This is a genomic window from Acinetobacter pittii, assembly GCF_034064985.1.
GTDB lineage: Bacteria > Pseudomonadota > Gammaproteobacteria > Pseudomonadales > Moraxellaceae > Acinetobacter > Acinetobacter pittii_H.
Map to the genome: position 1 here is coordinate 2,985,402 of NZ_CP139249.1, position 17,968 is coordinate 3,003,369.

Sequence of the window (17,968 nt, forward strand, 5' to 3'; positions counted from 1 at the left end):
TCTAGCTGGTTTTTCTATCCAGTTTGATTGAGCTTGCAAGCTCAAGCTGCATCCGTTTTGCATATTCATCTTGAGACTGGTTTAAACCAATTTCCGCATCATCATAACCTTGTTGCTCAATTAAATGCGATGGGACTTTGGCATAATCCTGAATCAGCCATTTCACTAAGCCATAGGTTTGAATCAGAATAATCACGATGAATGGTAAAGCCGTCACAATGGTTGCCGTTTTCATGGTGTCTAAAGGTGCCTTACTAAAGATCATGGCAATCGGAACCAAAGTTAGCATGACACACCAGAACAGGCGGGCATTTGGTGATGGATCTTGTCCTTCACTTAAACCACGTGTACATGTTGCTGAAACCGCATACCCGACCGCATCCATGTGTGCAGCCAAGAACACCACCATAATGCCGAGGAAAATCCACATCATCAGCTTTCCAGCAGGTAACAGGCTAAGCAATTGACCAATCGCAACCTCACCACCTTGTTGGCTTAAGATTTGCGGTACATTTACAGCCCCATGAATAAAGCTATAAACACTGTAGTTTTCAAACACACCAAAGATGAACCAAAGACCGACACTGCCACCAATCACCATGGCAAAGATCACTTCTTTAATGGTACGACCTTTAGAAACACGCGTTACGAACAGTGCCACACCCGGTGCATATGAAATCCACCATAACCAGTAGAATACAGTCCATTCACGGGTAAACTTGCCATCACCCATTGGGTCGGTAAACAAACTCATATCAACAAAGTTGGTTGCCATTAACCCAAAACTCATTAATGAATTATTCAAAATGAATTGAGTCGGACCAAAGCAAAGTACATAAATTGCAAATAGCACTACACCCAAGCACACCATGTGACTTAAACGCTGCATGCCCTTGTCCATACCTACATATGAACTGAGTGCAAACAGAACCGAAACTGCCAAAATAATGATGACTTTAGTCATAAAGGTATTTGGGATACCTGTGAGTTGAGACAAAATATTGGTAAATGTCACGGCGGTGAGTACTAATGAAATCGTCAATGCACCAAACATGCAAAGCAAGAACATAAGGTCAACTAAACGTCCAACCACGCCGGTTGATTTAAAGCCTGTCACAGCTTCAATCACAGATGCCAAACTTAAGCCTTTATTTTTTCTCACATGATAGCTGTAGCACAAAGAAATTGATGCCAAAGCATAAATTGCCCATGCACTTAAACCTGAGTGAAAAAACGAGTAAGCCACGCTATATTTCAATGCTTCTGCTGACTCAGGCGGTAAGCTCAAACCTGGAGTTTGATAATAATAGGCCCAGTCCAAAAAACCCCAGTACAGCGTAGAAGACCCAATCCCTGACAAGATGAACATAAAAATCCATGACATCGTGGTGTATTGAGGCTTTCCTTCACCTAGTTTGATTTTGCCGTATTTACTAAAAGCTAGACCAAAAGTAAAAATAATGGCTAAAAAAGCAAACAGTAATACTGGGGTTGTAAATACTGAGGTCGTCCACTGCATCCATGTTGCAGCAATCTTGATCGACTCTTGCGAATAAATAGCCAAACCAGCAACTGAAATAAATACAAACAGTAAGCTGGTTACGGCAAGAACTTTATCCGTATAAATTTTTGTGTTTTGATTATCCATATCCCTACATCCATTTTTGGATGGCGTTATTCCATAGCGAACACGTCCATTTTAGTTTGAGCTACACACGATGCAATTGCATCTCCTACCTCATAAGTTTTTGCCTGACCACCGATATCGGCTGTTTTTGGTCCATTAATTAATACATTCTCAATCGCCTGCATAATGTCCTGACCTGCTTGAATGCAGCGTTCATCATCTTCGCCAAAGAATTCGAACATCATGGCACCCGACCAAATCGCAGCGATTGGGTTGGCAATTTGTTTACCGTAAATATCTGGTGCTGAACCATGTACAGGTTCAAACAATGATGGAAATTTTCTTTCCGGGTTTAAATTTGCAGAAGCAGCCAAACCAATGGTTCCTGTACATGCAGGACCTAAATCGGAAAGAATGTCACCAAATAAGTTGGATGCCACAACCACATCAAAACGTTCAGGTTGTAAAACAAAACGAGCCGCTAAAATATCAACATGCTGTTTATCAGCTTGAATTTGTGGATACTGTTTTGCCATCGCATCAACGCGCTCATCCCAGTACGGCATGCTCACTGCAATACCATTTGACTTGGTCGCTGCGGTAATTTTTTTTGCATCACGCTGATTTGCAAACTCAAATGCATAACGCAAAATTCGGTCTACGCCATGACGTGTAAATACTGCTTCTTGAAGCACAAACTCTCGGTCTGTCCCTTCAAAAGCTTTACCGCCAATGGCTGAGTATTCCCCTTCACTGTTTTCACGAACCACGTAGAAGTCGATATCGCCCGGTTTTTTACCTACTAATGGACATTTCACACCCGGCATTAAGCGCACTGGACGTAAATTCACATATTGGTCAAAACCGCGGCGGAACTGGAGCAGCGAACCCCAAAGTGAAATATGGTCAGGCACTTTATCTGGCCAGCCTACAGCGCCAAAATAAATTGCATCGTAGCCCTGCAAAGTTTCAAACCAGTCATCTGGCATCATTTTGCCGTGCTCAAGGTAGTAATCGCAGCTTGCCCAATCGAATGCATCTAACTGAAGCTCAATGCCGTACTTCTCTGCTGCTGCCTTTACAACCTTAATGCCTTCTGGTAGAACTTCTAAACCAATGCCATCGCCTGCAATCGTGGCAACTTTATATCTTTTTGCCATAAGCTTCCTTCACACCTTCGACTAATATCCTTGTATGGCTTAAACATGATGTTTTAAGCAAAAATGATCAACAACAGAACTATCACTCCAATGGACACGGATCGTGAATAATCTACCTAACCTATCGGATTTAAAGGTTTTTTGCACAGTCGCCAAACTAAAAAGTTTTGTCGAATCTGCTGAGGAACTTGGGACATCGCCAGCTTTTATTAGCAAGCGAATTAATATTTTAGAAAACACGTTAAGCTGCAAACTCTTTCATCGCAGCACGCGTCATGTCAGCCTAACGGAAGATGGCAAACTCATCCTTGAGAGAGTTTCAAATATTCTTGAAGAATTTGATGAAGTTTGTGAGCTGGTCAATAACCCGCTTAGTACGCCTACAGGTCGTATGGATATTATTAGTAGCTTTGGTTTTGGCAGAAAGCATATTGCACCAATTCTGTCTAAATTAATGATGCTTTATCCAAAGCTCCAAATTCATTTTGACACCATCGACAATACCAAAGACCTGATTCAACACAGTATTGATTTGGACATTAGAATTGGTAACGAAATTGCGCCGAATATGATTGCAAAGAAGCTGGCTTCCAATTTTCGAATTTTGTGTGCGGCGCCGAGTTATTTACTTAAACACGGCGTACCAGACAGCATTGAAGATTTGCAAACACATGATTGTCTGACCATTAGTGAACGCGATCAATCATCGGTGTTATGGAAATTTAGGCATACTTCTGAAGATGTCTCCGTACATATCAAACCCCGATTTGTTTCAAATAACGGCGAGATTATTCATCAGCTTGCCATAGAAGGTCACGGTATTATTTTCCGGTCAATTTGGGATGTTGCAGATGAATTAATTACAGGACAACTTCAGCATATTTTGCCTGAGTACTGGCAAGATGCAGATATTTGGGCGGTTTATCCATCACGGCTTAAAAGCTCATCTAAATTACAAACCTGTATTTTGTTTATTCAAAACGAATTGCTCAATCGTTTACAGCATGTTCAAAATCTAAACCGAGGACAACTCATTTCTCCGGCAGTTAAACGAGAACCACCGCCTGAAAAAGTCTTTCTGTGAAAAAAAGCCCTAAGTGAGGCCTATTCACTTAGGGCAATCGTTTACTTTTAAATTTTAGAAATAATATCCAATTGAAAGATAAAACAGTTTATCCCAGTCATTACTGCTACCTTGTGCAAGGCCATCAGCCCCACCGCCAACCATTGGATCATTTTTACTCATAATGTATTCACCCTGAATACCAATGGCTTTGTAATTAAAATAAACCCCTGCAATTAAGCGTTCAGAGTCTTTATATCCCTCCTCATCTTTGAAAAAGCGGCTATGAGAGATATAAGGTTTAATATTTTCAAGTTTATGGAATGGCTGAGCAAAGGTATAGTTAATTTCATTGACTAGATATTTGCCTTTGTTAGCGACTTGATACGGGTAATCAAATGCTCCAATGGTTGAGCTATTTGGCAATAAATTATCACCATTGGTGACATCTTGCTTACCTGCTAAGAACATCCATTGCCATGCTTGATATTGCGTTTGAGCAAATACATTCCATGATTTGCGGTGTCCATCTTCGTCTGTTCTTTTATTTTCTAAATCAGAATACCAAACTGAACCACCTAACTCGGTCGAAAATTTTTGAGCTTTATCAAGCTCAAATTTTCTAGAGGCCCGTGCAATCCACATATTTTTTTCTTCAATATTGGTTCCTGTAGTTAAATCATCAGCTTCAACGAAATTACTACTATATCGGCTTGAGTCTTTTGATGTCCCCTTATAATTTCCTCCATCAGTTGGATAGAAACCTAAAGTTAAATTATATTTATTATCTGCAAATTTATATTTAATCCCCAGATTATCAATATCTTCTAAACCAACGGTATTTAAAAGCGTTTCGTAATAACTACTTCCCCAAAATTCACCAAAGCCAAAATCAACTGGTTGCAAACCTGCCGTGATTCTCTGCTGGTCAGATAACTTATAACCCACCCATGCTTTTTTTAGGAAAATCGCATCACATAAGCGATCATATTGATAACAACGGGCATCCGCACCTGCAATCCAATCTGGATTCTCATAACCTAGCACTAATTTAATATCAGTTAATCGCCAGTCATCATTTTGGGAACCTTCATTCGCCCCGACCACATAATCTTTATGTAAATAGCGAGAACGTACTGCACCAGACACTTTAAATTGCCCCGAATCTAAAGTTGGATCACCCCAACTCAAATCAGCTGCAGAGACTTCTACTCCCGCAGTTAAACTTAGAATTCCTAAAAATAATAATGACCTTTTCATGTCTTCAACATCCTTGTTAAGTGTTATAAGAACATGAAGAAATTGGCTTAGACAAACAATGCCAGAACTATGAAGTCGGTCTTTACAAACTGTGTTTAATCAAAAAAATGAGCATAAAAAAAGACCACGCAGGAGCGTGGTCTATAAAATGGTGGCTATGACGAGACTTGAACTTGTGACCCCCGCATTATGAGTGCGGTGCTCTAACCAACTGAGCTACATAGCCGAAAACTGTGCGCGCATTATCTTAACTTCTTTAACGCACGTCAAGAAAAATTTTAAATAAAATGAGGTGAAGTGAGCCTATAAGCCGGGTTCTGTCGAGGATGGTCATTCCTCTAGGCGCACAATCACTCATACGCTCAAGCGACCTACCCGAATCCAGTACGGGCCGTACCTCAGGATTCCTATTTGGTCTTGCTTCTGGTGGGGTTTACCATGCCGTGAACTGTTACCAGACACGCGGTGCGCTCTTACCGCACCCTTTCACCCTTACCTCACGAATGAGGCGGTCTACTCTCTGCTGCACTTTCCGTCGGCTTTCACCGCCCAGGCGTTACCTGGCACCCTGCCCTATGAAGCCCGGACTTTCCTCCCCTGCTTCAGTCACGAAGACCTCCACAGCAGCGACCATCCAGCTCACTTCAGGGGCGCATATTAACAAATTTATTGACTAATTGCTCGTGCTTTTTTGAGCAATTAATTTTTTATATTTGTCCAAGAGCTGCTCTTCCGTTTCTTCATGCTGTGGATCTTTAGGAATACAATCTACAGGACAAAATAACTGACATTGCGGTTGGTCATGATGACCAACGCACTCAGTGCATAAATCTGGATGAATTTCATAAATTACTTCACCCATGAAAATAGCTTCATTTGGGCAAACTGGTTCACAAACATCACAGTTTATGCATTCATCGGTGATATATAACGACACTTTACCAACCTTGTTGATGTTTACGTTCAAAAGCCTCAACCACAGCTTGCGGAACAAACTTGGTTACATCCCCTTTTAAACGAGCAATTTCCCGAATCAATGTCGAAGAAATAAATGAATACTGCTCAGATGGTGTTAAAAATACTGCTTCAAAATGTGGGTCAAGTTGACGGTTCATATTGGCAAGTTGAAATTCATATTCAAAATCAGAAACTGCTCTTAAACCACGAAGTACTGCTGTTGCCTTTTGTTCTTTGAAAAAATTAACGAGCAAACCATCAAAGCCTACAAATTCAACATTTGATAAATGGCTGAGTGATGTTTGGGCCAGTTCAACTCTCTCTTCTAGACTGAACAAAGGGTTTTTATGATGTCCAATTGCAATTGCTACTACAACCTCATCAAACATTCTTGATGCTCTAGTAACTAAATCAACGTGTCCATTCGTGATGGGGTCAAATGTTCCAGGATAAATTACACGCGTTTTAGACATCCGCTAGTACTCTAATTGTATTGTGAACCTATTTTAGCAAAAGTTATACATCAGGCGAAATATTGACGTGCAGGAAAAACTTCACCTTGGCATCAGTTTACGGCACAATAGGCATAATTGTGGAAGTTTGAATTATGGCGAAAGCGACAGTAGTGAAAAAACATAATGGCGGAACCATCGCACAAAACAAACGTGCCCGCCATGATTATTTTATCGAAGAAAAATTTGAAGCTGGTATGTCTTTACTCGGCTGGGAAGTAAAGTCTTTACGTGCTGGTCGCATGAGTTTGACAGAAAGTTATGTCATTTTTAAGAATGGTGAAGCGTTTTTATTTGGTGCACAAATTCAACCGCTCCTTTCGGCATCTACTCATGTAGTACCTGAAGCTACACGTACACGTAAATTATTATTATCACGCCGAGAACTAGAAAAGCTAACAGGTTCAGTTAACCAAAAAGGTTACTCATGTGTTCCTTTAGCATGTTACTGGAAAGGTCACTTGGTTAAGCTTGAAATCGCGCTTGTGAAAGGTAAACAGCTTCACGACAAACGTGCGACTGAAAAAGATCGCGATTGGCAGCGTGATAAAGCTCGTATATTTCATAAGTAATTAAATAAAAAGCCTCTTTTTAGAGGCTTTTTTATATCGCGGAATTTATTAATTTAATCTATATAAGAGTCCAGCAAGATATTCACCAAACCATTTTGCAGTATCTAAATCGCCTTGTGGAGGAGTAATTTCAACAGGCGCATTATCTGACTGTGTCATTAAACCTAAACAACTCGATAATCGGTTTAAATCTTTTTCACTATGACCTGTCGTCATTAAAGGTAAACCTGACCAAAGCATGCCATGTTGCATCGCAAAAATATTTAATTGTTGTAATACAGCCAGTTTATCGCCACTCAACCCACCTGAATTTGCAAATCCAGCTGCAAGCTTCCCTTGCCACAAACGCTCTTTCCAACGTTTAGAAGTACTGTCCATAAACTTTTTAAAGTCAGCGGTCATACTTCCCATATAAGTAGGTGAACCAAAAATAATACCGTGCGATGCATCAAGCGCATCCCAATCAATATGTTCAATATTCATTAAATGTACTTTTACACCCATCACCTCTGCCCCAGCAGCAATAGCGAAAGCTACTTTCGCGGTATGACCATATGGACTGTGGTAAACAATAGAGAGGTGTTTTTCAGGCAAAGACATAAGATTAAAATTTTGAGCGATTTTTTCTATTTTATCATTTTATTAACGCTTGCTAAACCTTCATCTATAAATATGAAATACAAGCCTTTCACTACCCCACACTATAGAAATATTTTTAAATTAAATAAAAAACTCTCTTATTTTTAGCGGTTATAAAATAAGAGAGTTTTTTAAGGCGATGATCAAAACTTACATAAAAACAAACGTAGCCATACGCCCTGTCTTCGCATCACGACGATAAGAAAAATACTCTTCAACCTGTTGATAAGAGCATCGATCTCCGCCCAAGACTTGTTGCACACCTAGACTTTGCAAAATAAAGCGTGCAATGGCATATAAGTCTGCATGAAATTTATTTGGAGCTGCTCCCTCAACAAAAGCTGTTTCCAACTTTGGATATTTATCACAAAAGGCAGCTTTTACTTCAGCCCCAATTTCAAAACAAGGTTGACTAATTGCAGCCCCTAACCATGCCCAAGTTGGAGGATTTTGCATAGCCGTAACTGTATTTTCAATAATGCCACCTGCTAAACCACGCCAACCGGCATGCAAATTAGCGACTTCGGTTCCTTCGGCATTTCCCAACACGACAGGTAAACAATCAGCCGTCATCATCATTAAAGCATGACCTTTTGTTTGGGTGACCAAACCATCGCCGATTAAAGCTTTAAAAGGAATTTGTTCATTTACAGTATGGCAAATCGTACTATGCGTTTGAGTCATCCATGTCATTTTTTTAACACCAAATTTCGCAAACTCATATAACAATATCATTCGATGCTGTTGAACACGTTGTGCCTCATCTTTGACATGTAAAGCCAGATTAAAGCCAGATAACTCAACCTGACCTGTTGGCAATGCCAAAGGATGCTGAACACGTGTCTGCCCTACAAATACGCCTTGAGGTAAACCTTGAACAAATTCCATATGCACGTCCTTAATATGCAGCGTTTTCTGAACGTAACACATTCACTAAATGTGTGAAATCTTCAGGCCACGGCGCTTCAAATAGCATTTCTTCACCAGTACGAGGGTGTTTTAAGCCCAATTTAGCTGCGTGCAATGCCTGACGTTTAAAACCACGTAAAGTTTCAATGAGCAGCTCAGACGCACCAGCTGGCACACGCACACGGTTCATATAAACCTGATCGCCAATCAAGCCATAACCAATGTAACTAAAATGCACACGAATCTGATGTGTTCGTCCTGTTTCAAGGCGGGCTTGTACACGGGTAAAATCTTTAAAACGTTCTTTTACATTGTAGTGAGTTACCGCATCTCGCCCACCCGGTAAAATTGCCATTTTCACACGGTCAACTGGGTGACGTTTGATTGGTTCATCAATCGTACCGCCAGCAATAATATTTCCATAAACAACCAAGTCATATACACGGTAAACCGATTTATTCGCCAATTGTTTACTTAAAGAAAATTGAGCTTCTAATGTTTTAGCAACAACCAGTAAGCCACTGGTATCTTTATCAATACGATGTACCAAACCAGCACGCGAAAGTTCTGCCAATTTTGGAGCATGGTAAAGCAAAGCATTCACTAAAGTTCCAGAACTATTGCCTGCTCCTGGATGTACCACCATGCCTACTGGTTTATTAATGACTAAAATATCATCATCTTCATAGACAATATTAAGTGGAATATTTTCAGGTTGACTCGTTGTCTGAGCTTCAAGCTCTACTTCGAGCGTAAGCAACTCAGTTCCTTCACAACGGTGCTTAGGCTTGACAATGTTACCATTCACCAACAGATGGCCATCCTTCAACCATTGCTTGAGCTTTTCACGTGAAAACTCGCTCCACACCAAGGCTGCTACTTGGTCGATACGTTGTCCCAGATAGGTTTCATCTAGCTGAACTTGCAACGATAAACGTGTTGCAGTTGTATCAGAAGTATGGTTATCTGCATCCTCAGAATCTTCAAGTAAATTGAAGTCGGTTTCAGAGAAGTTTGTGTTTGAAGATTGTGCTGAAGTCATTTGATCATTGAGATAAAAGTGGTTTAATAGCGCAATTGTAGCTCATTGCCCAACATAACAGAGGAGTTTTTATGTCGCTACCACGTTATAAAATTACGATGCTTGCCTTATCTTTAGGTGTAGCGTCTGCATTTGTGGGCTGTAGCAGCAATCCAAGTAAAAAAGAAGTGGTCGATACTGGCCCTCAATCTAGTGAACAAGCTTACTTCGAAAAAGCCCAAAAGTCGCTTGACCGTGGTCAATATCTTGATGCGACCAAGTCTTTAGAGGCAATCGATACCTATTATCCGACTGGACAATACGCACAACAAGCACAACTTGAACTTCTATATTCGAAATTTAAACAAAAAGATTATGAAGGCGCGATTGCCTTAGCAGAACGTTTTATTCGTTTAAATCCTCAACATCCAAATGTAGATTATGCTTATTATGTTCGTGCTGTTGCCAATATGGAGCAAAACTACGACAGTTTGATGCGTTATACCTCTTTGCAACAGTCACATCGTGATGTGAGTTATTTAAAAGTTGCGTATCAAAACTTTGTTGATTTAATTCGTCGTTTCCCAAGTAGCCAATATTCTGTCGATGCTGCTCAGCGTATGAAATTCATTGGACAAGAACTTGCTGAAAATGAAATGACTGCTGCCCGCTTCAACGTTAAACGTAAAGCTTGGATCGCCGCTGCAGAACGTTCGCAATGGGTGATTGAACACTATCCACAAACACCTCAAGTTCCAGAAGCTTTAGCCACTTTGGCATATAGCTATGATAAATTAGGTGATAAAGCTACTTCGCAACAATATATTGAAGTTTTAAAGCTTAATTATCCAAGCCTTGTGAAAAAAGACGGCACAGTTAACATGCGTGCTGCTCGTAAAGAAGGTAACTGGATCAACCGTGCAACTTTAGGTATTTTCGGTCGTGAATCGACTGCTGCAACGCCAGAGAGCACAACTGAAGCAGAAGCTCCAAAACGTGGTTTCCTCAACCGTGTTAGTTTTGGTTTAATTGGTAATTCAGATAAAGAAGAAACTGAAGCACCAGAACAAACACCTGTTGAAGCTTCTAAGTCTGAACGTAGTTGGACAAACCGTTTAAGCTTCGGTTTATTAGACAAACCTGAACCACAAGCAGCAGAAAATACAACTGTTGCACCAGCTGTCACATCTACTGAATCTTCAACTGATGTGCAATCAGATGAAGCAACTCAAGGTGCGGATGACGCTGCTCAATAAGTTTAAGCTTTAAAAAACATCAACAAACAGGCAAGTGATATCACTTGCCTGTTTGTTTTTATAAAATATTAAAATATTTATTGGGCATATCTCGATTCATCATGTCAGAATATTCTGACTTACTGTCTCATCAAGTTTTAATACGGTTATCTGAATTATGGCAATTCCACAACATACGATTGATCAAATTCTAGATCGCACAGATATTGTCGATCTGATTGGTCAACGTGTGAAACTGAAAAAGACCGGACGTACCTATTCCGGCTGTTGCCCTTTTCATCAAGAAAAAACGCCATCATTTCATGTTTACCGTGACAAGCAGTATTATCACTGCTTTGGCTGTCAGGCTAACGGAAATGCAATCCGTTTTCTCATGGATATCGATAACCGAAACTTTATTGAGGTAATGAAAGAATTATCGAGTAGTACTGGAATTGAATTACCCAAAGATAATACTGAAAATAAAAAACTGTCTTATACCCGTCAGATTACAAAGCCACCTCTTACTAAAACAAATACGGCTGAGCCTGTAACTCCACAGCAGCCATCGGATGAAAGCTACAACACACTTGAACCCGTATTTTTTGATGACCCTTTTGCTCAGTTCGAACAGCCGTTTAGCTTTGATGAACCAGTTCAAGAAGGTAATTTATATGACTTACTGGAAAATATTGCTCAGTTCTATGAACAACAATTACCTCATAGCCAAAAGGCAAAAAATTACTTTAAACAGCGTGGACTAACCAATCAGACGATTCAATTTTGGCGCTTAGGCTATGCCCCAGAAGACTGGCAACACCTAGAGAAAGCCTTTCCCTATGACATTGACGGCTTAAAACAACTTGGGCTTATCCGCTCGAGCGATAATGGCCGTGATTTTGACCTATTACGTGACCGCGTTATTTTCCCAATTCGCGACCCTAAAGGTCGAGTCGTTGGTTTTGGTGGGCGTGCATTAAATGATGAAATCAAGCCCAAATATATTAACTCACCAGATTCAGAAGTCTTTCATAAAAATCAGCTACTTTACGGACTTTATGAAGGTAGAAAGCTTAAATCTAGTGATTGGTTAATGGTTGAAGGCTATATGGATGTCATTGCGCTTCAGCAGTATGGCATTACTGGAGCTGTAGCAACGTTAGGTACCGCAAGTAATACTGAACATCTTAATATTTTATTTAAACAAAATAGTCGTATTACCATTGCTTTTGATGGTGATGCAGCAGGTCAAAAAGCAGCACGCAGAACTTTAGAAATTGCTTTACCCCTTCTCAATGATGGTCGTGAACTTAAATTTTTCGTTCTACCGAATGATCATGACCCCGACTCTCTGATCCGTCGAGAAGGGCTGGAAAATTTCCAAAAATTATTACAACAGGCCCCTCTTTTGTCCGATTTCGTGTTTGCGCACTTAACAGGTCAACACGATATCAGTACACCTGAAGGGAAAAGTTTGGTTATGGGAGAACTCAGGGAACTCACCGAGTTATTACCAAAACAAGGTTCTTTCCGCTACTTACTTACTCAATCTTTCCGTGAAAAACTCGGACTTGGTAAACGTTTTACCCCACAAATCAGTCACGATGCTTCACTCTCGTTTAATATTCATACAAAAGATGAAGATTTTGCGGTTGCAATTTTAATGCATCATCCTTTTCTTTATATTCATTTCGAAGGATTACGGGCTTATATTCACCAAGATGAATTATTAGCCAAAGTACTGGCAATCTTAAATCGTATTTTTGATGATTTACCGGATGACCAAGAGCTGGCAACTTATTATGTGCTTGGTGCTTGTAGTAGTTACTGTCATGAAATCGCCGATATTATGCAAAGAACCAATATTCAGGCATTAACACAGGCACCTGAGGTAGCTGACAAGTTAGCTAAGGAATATTCGCTAAGTCTGCAAGAAAGATATTTACGTCAGAAGCTGAAATCACCGATTTCTTTAATTGAATCAAGAAATCTAAGACAACAATTGAATGAATTAACAAAACAAATTAGCTTGAAACTGTTATCTTAATGTTTTGGCTTACGCTCATGATCAAATACATCCTGTAAATGCTGCTGTAACCATTCAAAATAATCAGGATTTTCTGCTTTAGCCGCTTCACGTAGTAATATCGATGTAGGATGCATAAGTTTTTGCGTTAAACGATGGGCAAATTGCTGTAATACCTGCTCGGCATTCTCACCATGATGCAAAGCTTCTAATGCATGCGTAAGCTCTTGTTGACTAATCTCTTCACTGTGTTGGCGGTAAGCATGAATGGTGCTACCAGCCTCTTTAACCTTTTGATGAGTAATAAGCTGAGTCGCTAATTGATTCACCATTACTTCCGCTTCAACTGCCGCCTGACGACGTTGAGCGAGGTTCTCATCAATCACACTTTGTAAATCATCGACACCATACAAATAGACACCATCAAGTGCTTCAACTTTAGAATCTATATCACGTGGCACTGCTAAATCAACCATCAACATTTGTTGATAGCGACGTTTTTTCAATGCAGCCTTAACATCAGAATAAGCAATAACTTGGTATAGACTACCGGTACAACTCGACACAACATCAGCACGATATAAATTCTCTGCTAATGCTGAAAACTCAATAATTTCAACTTCAACCTGATGTGCAATTTCCTGAGCCAACTGATCAGCGCGCTCACGGCTACGATTACAAATAATAATCTTCGCGACACCTATTTCAGCCAAATGTTTAGCCACCAAGCTATTCATTTCACCCGCAGCAACCACCATTACGGTAAGTTTTTCAGGCTTACTAAAAACCTGTAAGGCCAGTTGTGCAACCGCATAACCCATTGAAACAGCATGACTACCTACCGCAGTTTCGGAACGTACACGTTTGGCAGCATAAAAAGCATATTCAAAAACACTATTTAATTCAGGAGAGACCGTTTGAGCTTCTTTAGACAATGCTAAAGCACTTTTAACTTGCCCTAAAATTTGCGGCTCACCTAGCATAAGAGAGTCTAGACCACTCGCTACTCGCATTAAATGTGTAATTGCCTGCGTGTTCTCGTAACGATAAACATGATGAATTAACTGCTTTACATCAATATTATTGGCATCGGCTAACCATTTTAGAAGGCTTTCGGCGTTTTCAGCCATAGCATAAACTTCTGTACGGTTACAGGTCGAGACGACCACCAAATCCTTTAGGCTTTGGTGATGGCGTTGTTCGGCAAGCAAACGACTTAATCGCTCTGCATTGAAAGCAATTTGTTCGCGGAGTTCTACAGAAGCTGTTTGATGGTTGACACCCAATGCAAAGAAAGACATATCAGATCATCATTTCGCTAAATTTATGCTATTGTGCAACATCGGTGTCATAAAAAGCATTACTTTGGATCAATAAAAATTGCGTCAAATGAATAGCCGTATTAATTTTAACGGTGCTTCGATAAGACAGTATTCTACCACATTCTTATTGTTAGGTAGCATGTCCTCATATGTCTATGCACGTCCTGTGCAAGAGACCTATGCCGTGCATTCGTTTGATCAGGCATTAGAGCAATCCATGGTTGCTGAATTTGCGCTAGCTTATGACGATATTCCAAACGCTTTGCACAATTACACAGTGCTCGCAATTAAAAGCAACTCTACCTCAATTAAGCAGCGAGCTTTAGACGTTGCACTTGAATACAATGATTTACAAGCTGCGTTAAACATTGCTACACATTGGGTCGCTCAAGAACCCAAAGATGTACCCGCTTTATTCTATTTATCACATATCGCTTTAAAAACACACGAATATCAGCTTGCTGCTGAAACATTAGATAAAATTTTAAAGATAGATCCCACTGCTGATCTAGAACAGATTTTAGCCAGTATTGCCCCAGAAAATGCACAAGATCGAGAGGTCTTATTAACAGCTTTACGCTCTAGTGCAGAAAAAGCCAATCCTTCTATCTTAGCGCTCATCGCCAATTTAGAAGCACAAAATGGTCAATTACAAACCGCGCTAACCAACATTAACAAAGCCTTACGCCGACGTCCTAAAGTAACGAGCTTTATTTTAATGAAAGCAAACTTACTTATTGCTCTCAGCGATCAAGAAGGTGCACTTAAATGGTATGCAAAATCGAGTCGTAAAAATAAGAAAAATTTAGATATTCGTTTAGCTGAAATCCGCTATCTCATACAAATTAACCAATCTGAGCTTGCGTTAGAAAAACTTGAAAAAATTATAGAAACTAACCCTCAAGCTGAAGAAGCCTTATTTATTGCAGGCTTAACAAGTATTGATTTAAAGCAATACGACAAAGCAGAACAATATCTTGTTGACTTACGCAACTCGGCTAAATACCAAAATGAAGCATATTACTACTTAGCGATTAATGCAGAACGTAAACAGCATTATGAAACTGCAAAAGCTTACTATCGTTTAGTTGATGGCAGCTTATACGTGGTATCAAGACGCAATCTGATCGCAATATATGATAAACAAGAAAATTTACACGATGCTTTACGGTTTCTTACTCAAGAACGAGTAAATTATCCCCAACATGCAAGTTTCTTATATCAAGCCCAAGCTGAAATCTTAAAGAAAATGGGCAATAAAAAAGCTGCATTAAATTTATTAGATGAAGCGATAAAAAACTTACCGGATGATCCGGAACTGATTTATGCGGAAGTTTTATTACTTGATCCATATACGGACCGCGACAAACTCGACAAAACATTAAAGCAATTATTACAGCTTGAGCCCAATAGCCCAACGTATCTAAATGCATATGCTTATACACTGGCACTGCAAAATCGCAGGTTAAAAGAAGCACGTCAATATGCTGAACAAGCTTTGGAATATGCCCCTGAACAAGCATCAATCCTTGATACGCTAGGCTATATTGCATTTTTACAGAATGATTATGAAGCTGCTGCAGAAGCCTTAAGCAAAGCTTATGAACTTAGCCATAATATAAATATTGGCATTCGTTATGCTAAAGCTTTGTATATGCAAGGGTCACTCACTCAATTTAGCGCAGTGTTACAACAACTGAAACAAAAACATGCCAATGATCCACAATTACAACAGCTTGATGCGTTAATTTTACCTACATCTGCAAAAAAGAGTTAAATATATGAGCAAATTTGCCCAACTGTGCACAGCGATCTGTGGATCAAGTGTATTATTTCTAACCGGTTGTCAGCATTTTACTCAACCAAAACCTGCGGTTACCCAACAAGTTCAAGACGAAAAACACTTTAATTTACAAGGTAAAATTGGAGTCCGTACACCACAGCAAACTGGTAGTGCTTTTTTTACTTGGCTTCAACAGCAAGATAATTTTGATATCGAATTAAGCGGTATTTTAGGCGTTGGAAAAACTCAAATTCAGGGTAAACCAGGCGAAGTAACTTTAAACAGTTCTAAAACAGGACTTATTACCGCTACCTCTCCAGAAGAGCTGTTAGAACGTGCAACGGGTTGGCAAGCACCAATTACGCACTTAACGAGCTGGATTTTGGCAAAACCCGCAACATTAAATGCGCAAGTTACCAAAGATGCTGCAAATCGAGTGAGTCAACTCATTGAAGATGGCTGGACCGTGAATTTCAGTTACGATGGTGAACAAACTTTGCCAAACAAACTGGTTTTAAAGCAAGCTCTTGCTGAAGATAAAGAAAACCGTATTACAATGGTCATCCAAAACCGCTAAGTCTAATTATATAAATCTATGATTCGAGTTCCTTCCCCTGCTAAGCTCAACCTGTTTTTACATATTACAGGCCGACGCGAAAATGGTTATCATGAGCTACAAACCATTTTCCAACTTATTGATTTATATGACTGGATGACATTTACGCCTACTTCAAATGAAGAAATCGAAATTGATGGGTTAAGTGAAGTTCGACCTGAAGAAAATTTGATATATCGGGCAGCTCAAATACTAAAGCCACATGCAAAAAAGTTTTGTGGTTTGCACATCAAAATTGAAAAAAATATTCCAATGGGTGCGGGTTTAGGCGGTGGTTCATCCAATGCAGCCACCACGCTTATTGTGTTAAATCAATTATGGGAATGTGGTCTGGAACAAGAACAACTTGCGGACTACGGTGTAAAGCTCGGTGCTGATGTCCCTATTTTTGTTTATGGTAAAAATGCATGGGCTGAAGGCATCGGCGAACATTTATCATTCATAGACTTAGATCAAAAACAGTTCATTATTTTAAAACCTGATTGTTTTATCAGCACTCAATTGCTTTTTTCACAAAAAACATTGACAAGAGACTCTAAGACCACTAAATTTTGCGCCTATCAGTTAGAGCCTTCTAATTTTGGAAATAACTTTGAGCCACTGGCTCGGCAGTTATACCCTGAAGTAGAAGAAGCAATGCAATATTTAGATCAGTTTGGTCAAGCAAAGCTTACAGGTACAGGTGCTTGTGTTTTTACTGAAGTAACAAATGAAATGAATATTGATGAAATTCTTAAGCATTCACCATGTAAATCTTACTTGGTAAATAGTTTAAAAGAATCTCCTCTTAATCATTTTAAGGTTACACGTTAGGGGCGTCGCCAAGTGGTAAGGCACCGGGTTTTGATCTCGGCATCCGTTGGTTCGAATCCAGCCGCCCCTGCCAACCTCACCTGTAATGATGATTATATTAGGGGCGTCGCCAAGTGGTAAGGCACCGGGTTTTGATCTCGGCATCCGTTGGTTCGAATCCAGCCGCCCCTGCCATCATATATATCATCGAATTTAGGGGCGTCGCCAAGTGGTAAGGCACCGGGTTTTGATCTCGGCATCCGTTGGTTCGAATCCAGCCGCCCCTGCCATTCTCTTATTTTAAAGACAGACTTAATTGCTATGCTTTTTGTTGATTAATCTTGACATTGCATTGCAAAAATATTAAAGTTCTGCCGCATTAGGGGCGTCGCCAAGTGGTAAGGCACCGGGTTTTGATCTCGGCATCCGTTGGTTCGAATCCAGCCGCCCCTGCCATCTATTTCATTACATACC

The 17,968-nt window shown here is 40.0% G+C and carries 16 protein-coding genes, 5 tRNA genes and 1 other RNA gene; 11 read left to right on the forward strand and 11 right to left on the reverse strand.

The window, feature by feature from the left end:
• Window position 1: 1 nt before the first annotated feature.
• Complete coding sequence (yeaV, locus tag SOI76_RS14285; RefSeq protein WP_104080169.1) at window positions 2-1,648, reverse strand: BCCT family carnitine transporter; 1,647 nt, start codon at window positions 1,646-1,648, stop codon at window positions 2-4.
• A gap of 26 nt (window positions 1,649-1,674) precedes the next feature.
• A complete protein-coding gene (gene yeaU / locus SOI76_RS14290) occupies window positions 1,675-2,787 on the reverse strand; it encodes a tartrate dehydrogenase (RefSeq protein ID WP_016142021.1) in 1,113 nt (370 codons plus the stop codon).
• 103 nt (window positions 2,788-2,890) lie between these two features.
• On the opposite strand from yeaU, the gene yeaT reads away from it, so the two are divergent.
• Window positions 2,891-3,871: a LysR family transcriptional regulator gene (yeaT, locus tag SOI76_RS14295; protein WP_104080168.1), complete on the forward strand. Its 981-nt coding sequence runs from the start codon at window positions 2,891-2,893 to the stop codon at window positions 3,869-3,871.
• A 54-nt stretch (window positions 3,872-3,925) separates the two neighbouring features.
• Here yeaT and SOI76_RS14300 read toward each other — a convergent pair whose 3' ends face one another.
• From SOI76_RS14300 to coaD, 5 genes are all read right to left on the reverse strand, one after another.
• Window positions 3,926-5,110: a porin gene (locus SOI76_RS14300; RefSeq protein ID WP_104080167.1), complete on the reverse strand. Its 1,185-nt coding sequence runs from the start codon at window positions 5,108-5,110 to the stop codon at window positions 3,926-3,928.
• Between the two features lie 149 nt (window positions 5,111-5,259).
• Window positions 5,260-5,336: transfer RNA gene (locus tag SOI76_RS14305), tRNA-Met, on the reverse strand.
• Between the two features lie 64 nt (window positions 5,337-5,400).
• An RNA gene (rnpB, locus tag SOI76_RS14310) (RNase P RNA component class A) lies at window positions 5,401-5,756 on the reverse strand.
• Window positions 5,757-5,783: 27 nt separating this feature from the next.
• Window positions 5,784-6,047, reverse strand: a complete 264-nt coding sequence (locus SOI76_RS14315; RefSeq protein WP_034679161.1) for a YfhL family 4Fe-4S dicluster ferredoxin — start codon at window positions 6,045-6,047, stop codon at window positions 5,784-5,786.
• Window position 6,048: 1 nt separating this feature from the next.
• Window positions 6,049-6,540 (reverse strand): pantetheine-phosphate adenylyltransferase, encoded by a 492-nt coding sequence (gene coaD, locus SOI76_RS14320; RefSeq protein WP_005070938.1) that lies wholly within the window; start codon window positions 6,538-6,540, stop codon window positions 6,049-6,051.
• A 134-nt stretch (window positions 6,541-6,674) separates the two neighbouring features.
• Here coaD and smpB point away from each other — a divergent pair, with 134 nt between their 5' ends.
• Entirely contained in the window at window positions 6,675-7,151 is a 477-nt protein-coding gene (smpB, locus tag SOI76_RS14325) for an SsrA-binding protein SmpB (RefSeq protein WP_002120348.1), read from the forward strand.
• 48 nt (window positions 7,152-7,199) lie between these two features.
• Here the strand turns inward: smpB and SOI76_RS14330 are convergent, their stop codons facing one another.
• From SOI76_RS14330 to rluD, 3 genes are all read right to left on the reverse strand, one after another.
• Window positions 7,200-7,751, reverse strand: a complete 552-nt coding sequence (locus SOI76_RS14330; protein WP_057074928.1) for a flavodoxin family protein — start codon at window positions 7,749-7,751, stop codon at window positions 7,200-7,202.
• Window positions 7,752-7,940: 189 nt separating this feature from the next.
• Entirely contained in the window at window positions 7,941-8,678 is a 738-nt protein-coding gene (gene pgeF / locus SOI76_RS14335; protein WP_104080166.1) for a peptidoglycan editing factor PgeF, read from the reverse strand.
• Between the two features lie 10 nt (window positions 8,679-8,688).
• A complete protein-coding gene (gene rluD, locus SOI76_RS14340; protein ID WP_016142026.1) occupies window positions 8,689-9,741 on the reverse strand; it encodes a 23S rRNA pseudouridine(1911/1915/1917) synthase RluD in 1,053 nt (350 codons plus the stop codon).
• 71 nt (window positions 9,742-9,812) lie between these two features.
• Here rluD and comL point away from each other — a divergent pair, with 71 nt between their 5' ends.
• Together comL and dnaG are read left to right on the forward strand one after the other, a co-directional pair.
• Window positions 9,813-10,976: an outer membrane protein assembly factor BamD gene (gene comL, locus SOI76_RS14345; protein WP_104080165.1), complete on the forward strand. Its 1,164-nt coding sequence runs from the start codon at window positions 9,813-9,815 to the stop codon at window positions 10,974-10,976.
• A gap of 157 nt (window positions 10,977-11,133) precedes the next feature.
• The gene (dnaG, locus tag SOI76_RS14350) at window positions 11,134-13,002 is read left to right on the forward strand and encodes a DNA primase (RefSeq protein ID WP_104080164.1); all 1,869 of its coding nucleotides are present in this window, start codon (window positions 11,134-11,136) and stop codon (window positions 13,000-13,002) included.
• Here the strand turns inward: dnaG and hemA are convergent.
• The gene (hemA, locus tag SOI76_RS14355) at window positions 12,999-14,282 is read right to left on the reverse strand and encodes a glutamyl-tRNA reductase (RefSeq protein WP_104080163.1); all 1,284 of its coding nucleotides are present in this window, start codon (window positions 14,280-14,282) and stop codon (window positions 12,999-13,001) included. The two genes, dnaG and hemA, sit on opposite strands and share 4 nt — an antisense overlap.
• A gap of 88 nt (window positions 14,283-14,370) precedes the next feature.
• On the opposite strand from hemA, the gene SOI76_RS14360 reads away from it, so the two are divergent.
• From SOI76_RS14360 to SOI76_RS14390, 7 genes are all read left to right on the forward strand, one after another.
• Complete coding sequence (locus SOI76_RS14360; RefSeq protein ID WP_199937171.1) at window positions 14,371-16,080, forward strand: tetratricopeptide repeat protein; 1,710 nt, start codon at window positions 14,371-14,373, stop codon at window positions 16,078-16,080.
• Window positions 16,081-16,084: 4 nt separating this feature from the next.
• Complete coding sequence (lolB, locus tag SOI76_RS14365) at window positions 16,085-16,663, forward strand: lipoprotein insertase outer membrane protein LolB (RefSeq protein ID WP_104080162.1); 579 nt, start codon at window positions 16,085-16,087, stop codon at window positions 16,661-16,663.
• A gap of 18 nt (window positions 16,664-16,681) precedes the next feature.
• Window positions 16,682-17,515: a 4-(cytidine 5'-diphospho)-2-C-methyl-D-erythritol kinase gene (gene ispE / locus SOI76_RS14370; protein ID WP_104080161.1), complete on the forward strand. Its 834-nt coding sequence runs from the start codon at window positions 16,682-16,684 to the stop codon at window positions 17,513-17,515.
• Window positions 17,514-17,588, forward strand: a tRNA-Gln gene (locus SOI76_RS14375). Before ispE ends, SOI76_RS14375 begins: the two co-directional genes overlap by 2 nt.
• Window positions 17,589-17,614: 26 nt before the next feature.
• A tRNA-Gln gene (locus SOI76_RS14380) sits at window positions 17,615-17,689 on the forward strand.
• A 20-nt stretch (window positions 17,690-17,709) separates the two neighbouring features.
• Window positions 17,710-17,784, forward strand: a tRNA-Gln gene (locus SOI76_RS14385).
• Between the two features lie 91 nt (window positions 17,785-17,875).
• Window positions 17,876-17,950 (forward strand) — tRNA-Gln (locus SOI76_RS14390).
• The last annotated feature ends 18 nt before the right edge of the window (window positions 17,951-17,968 follow it).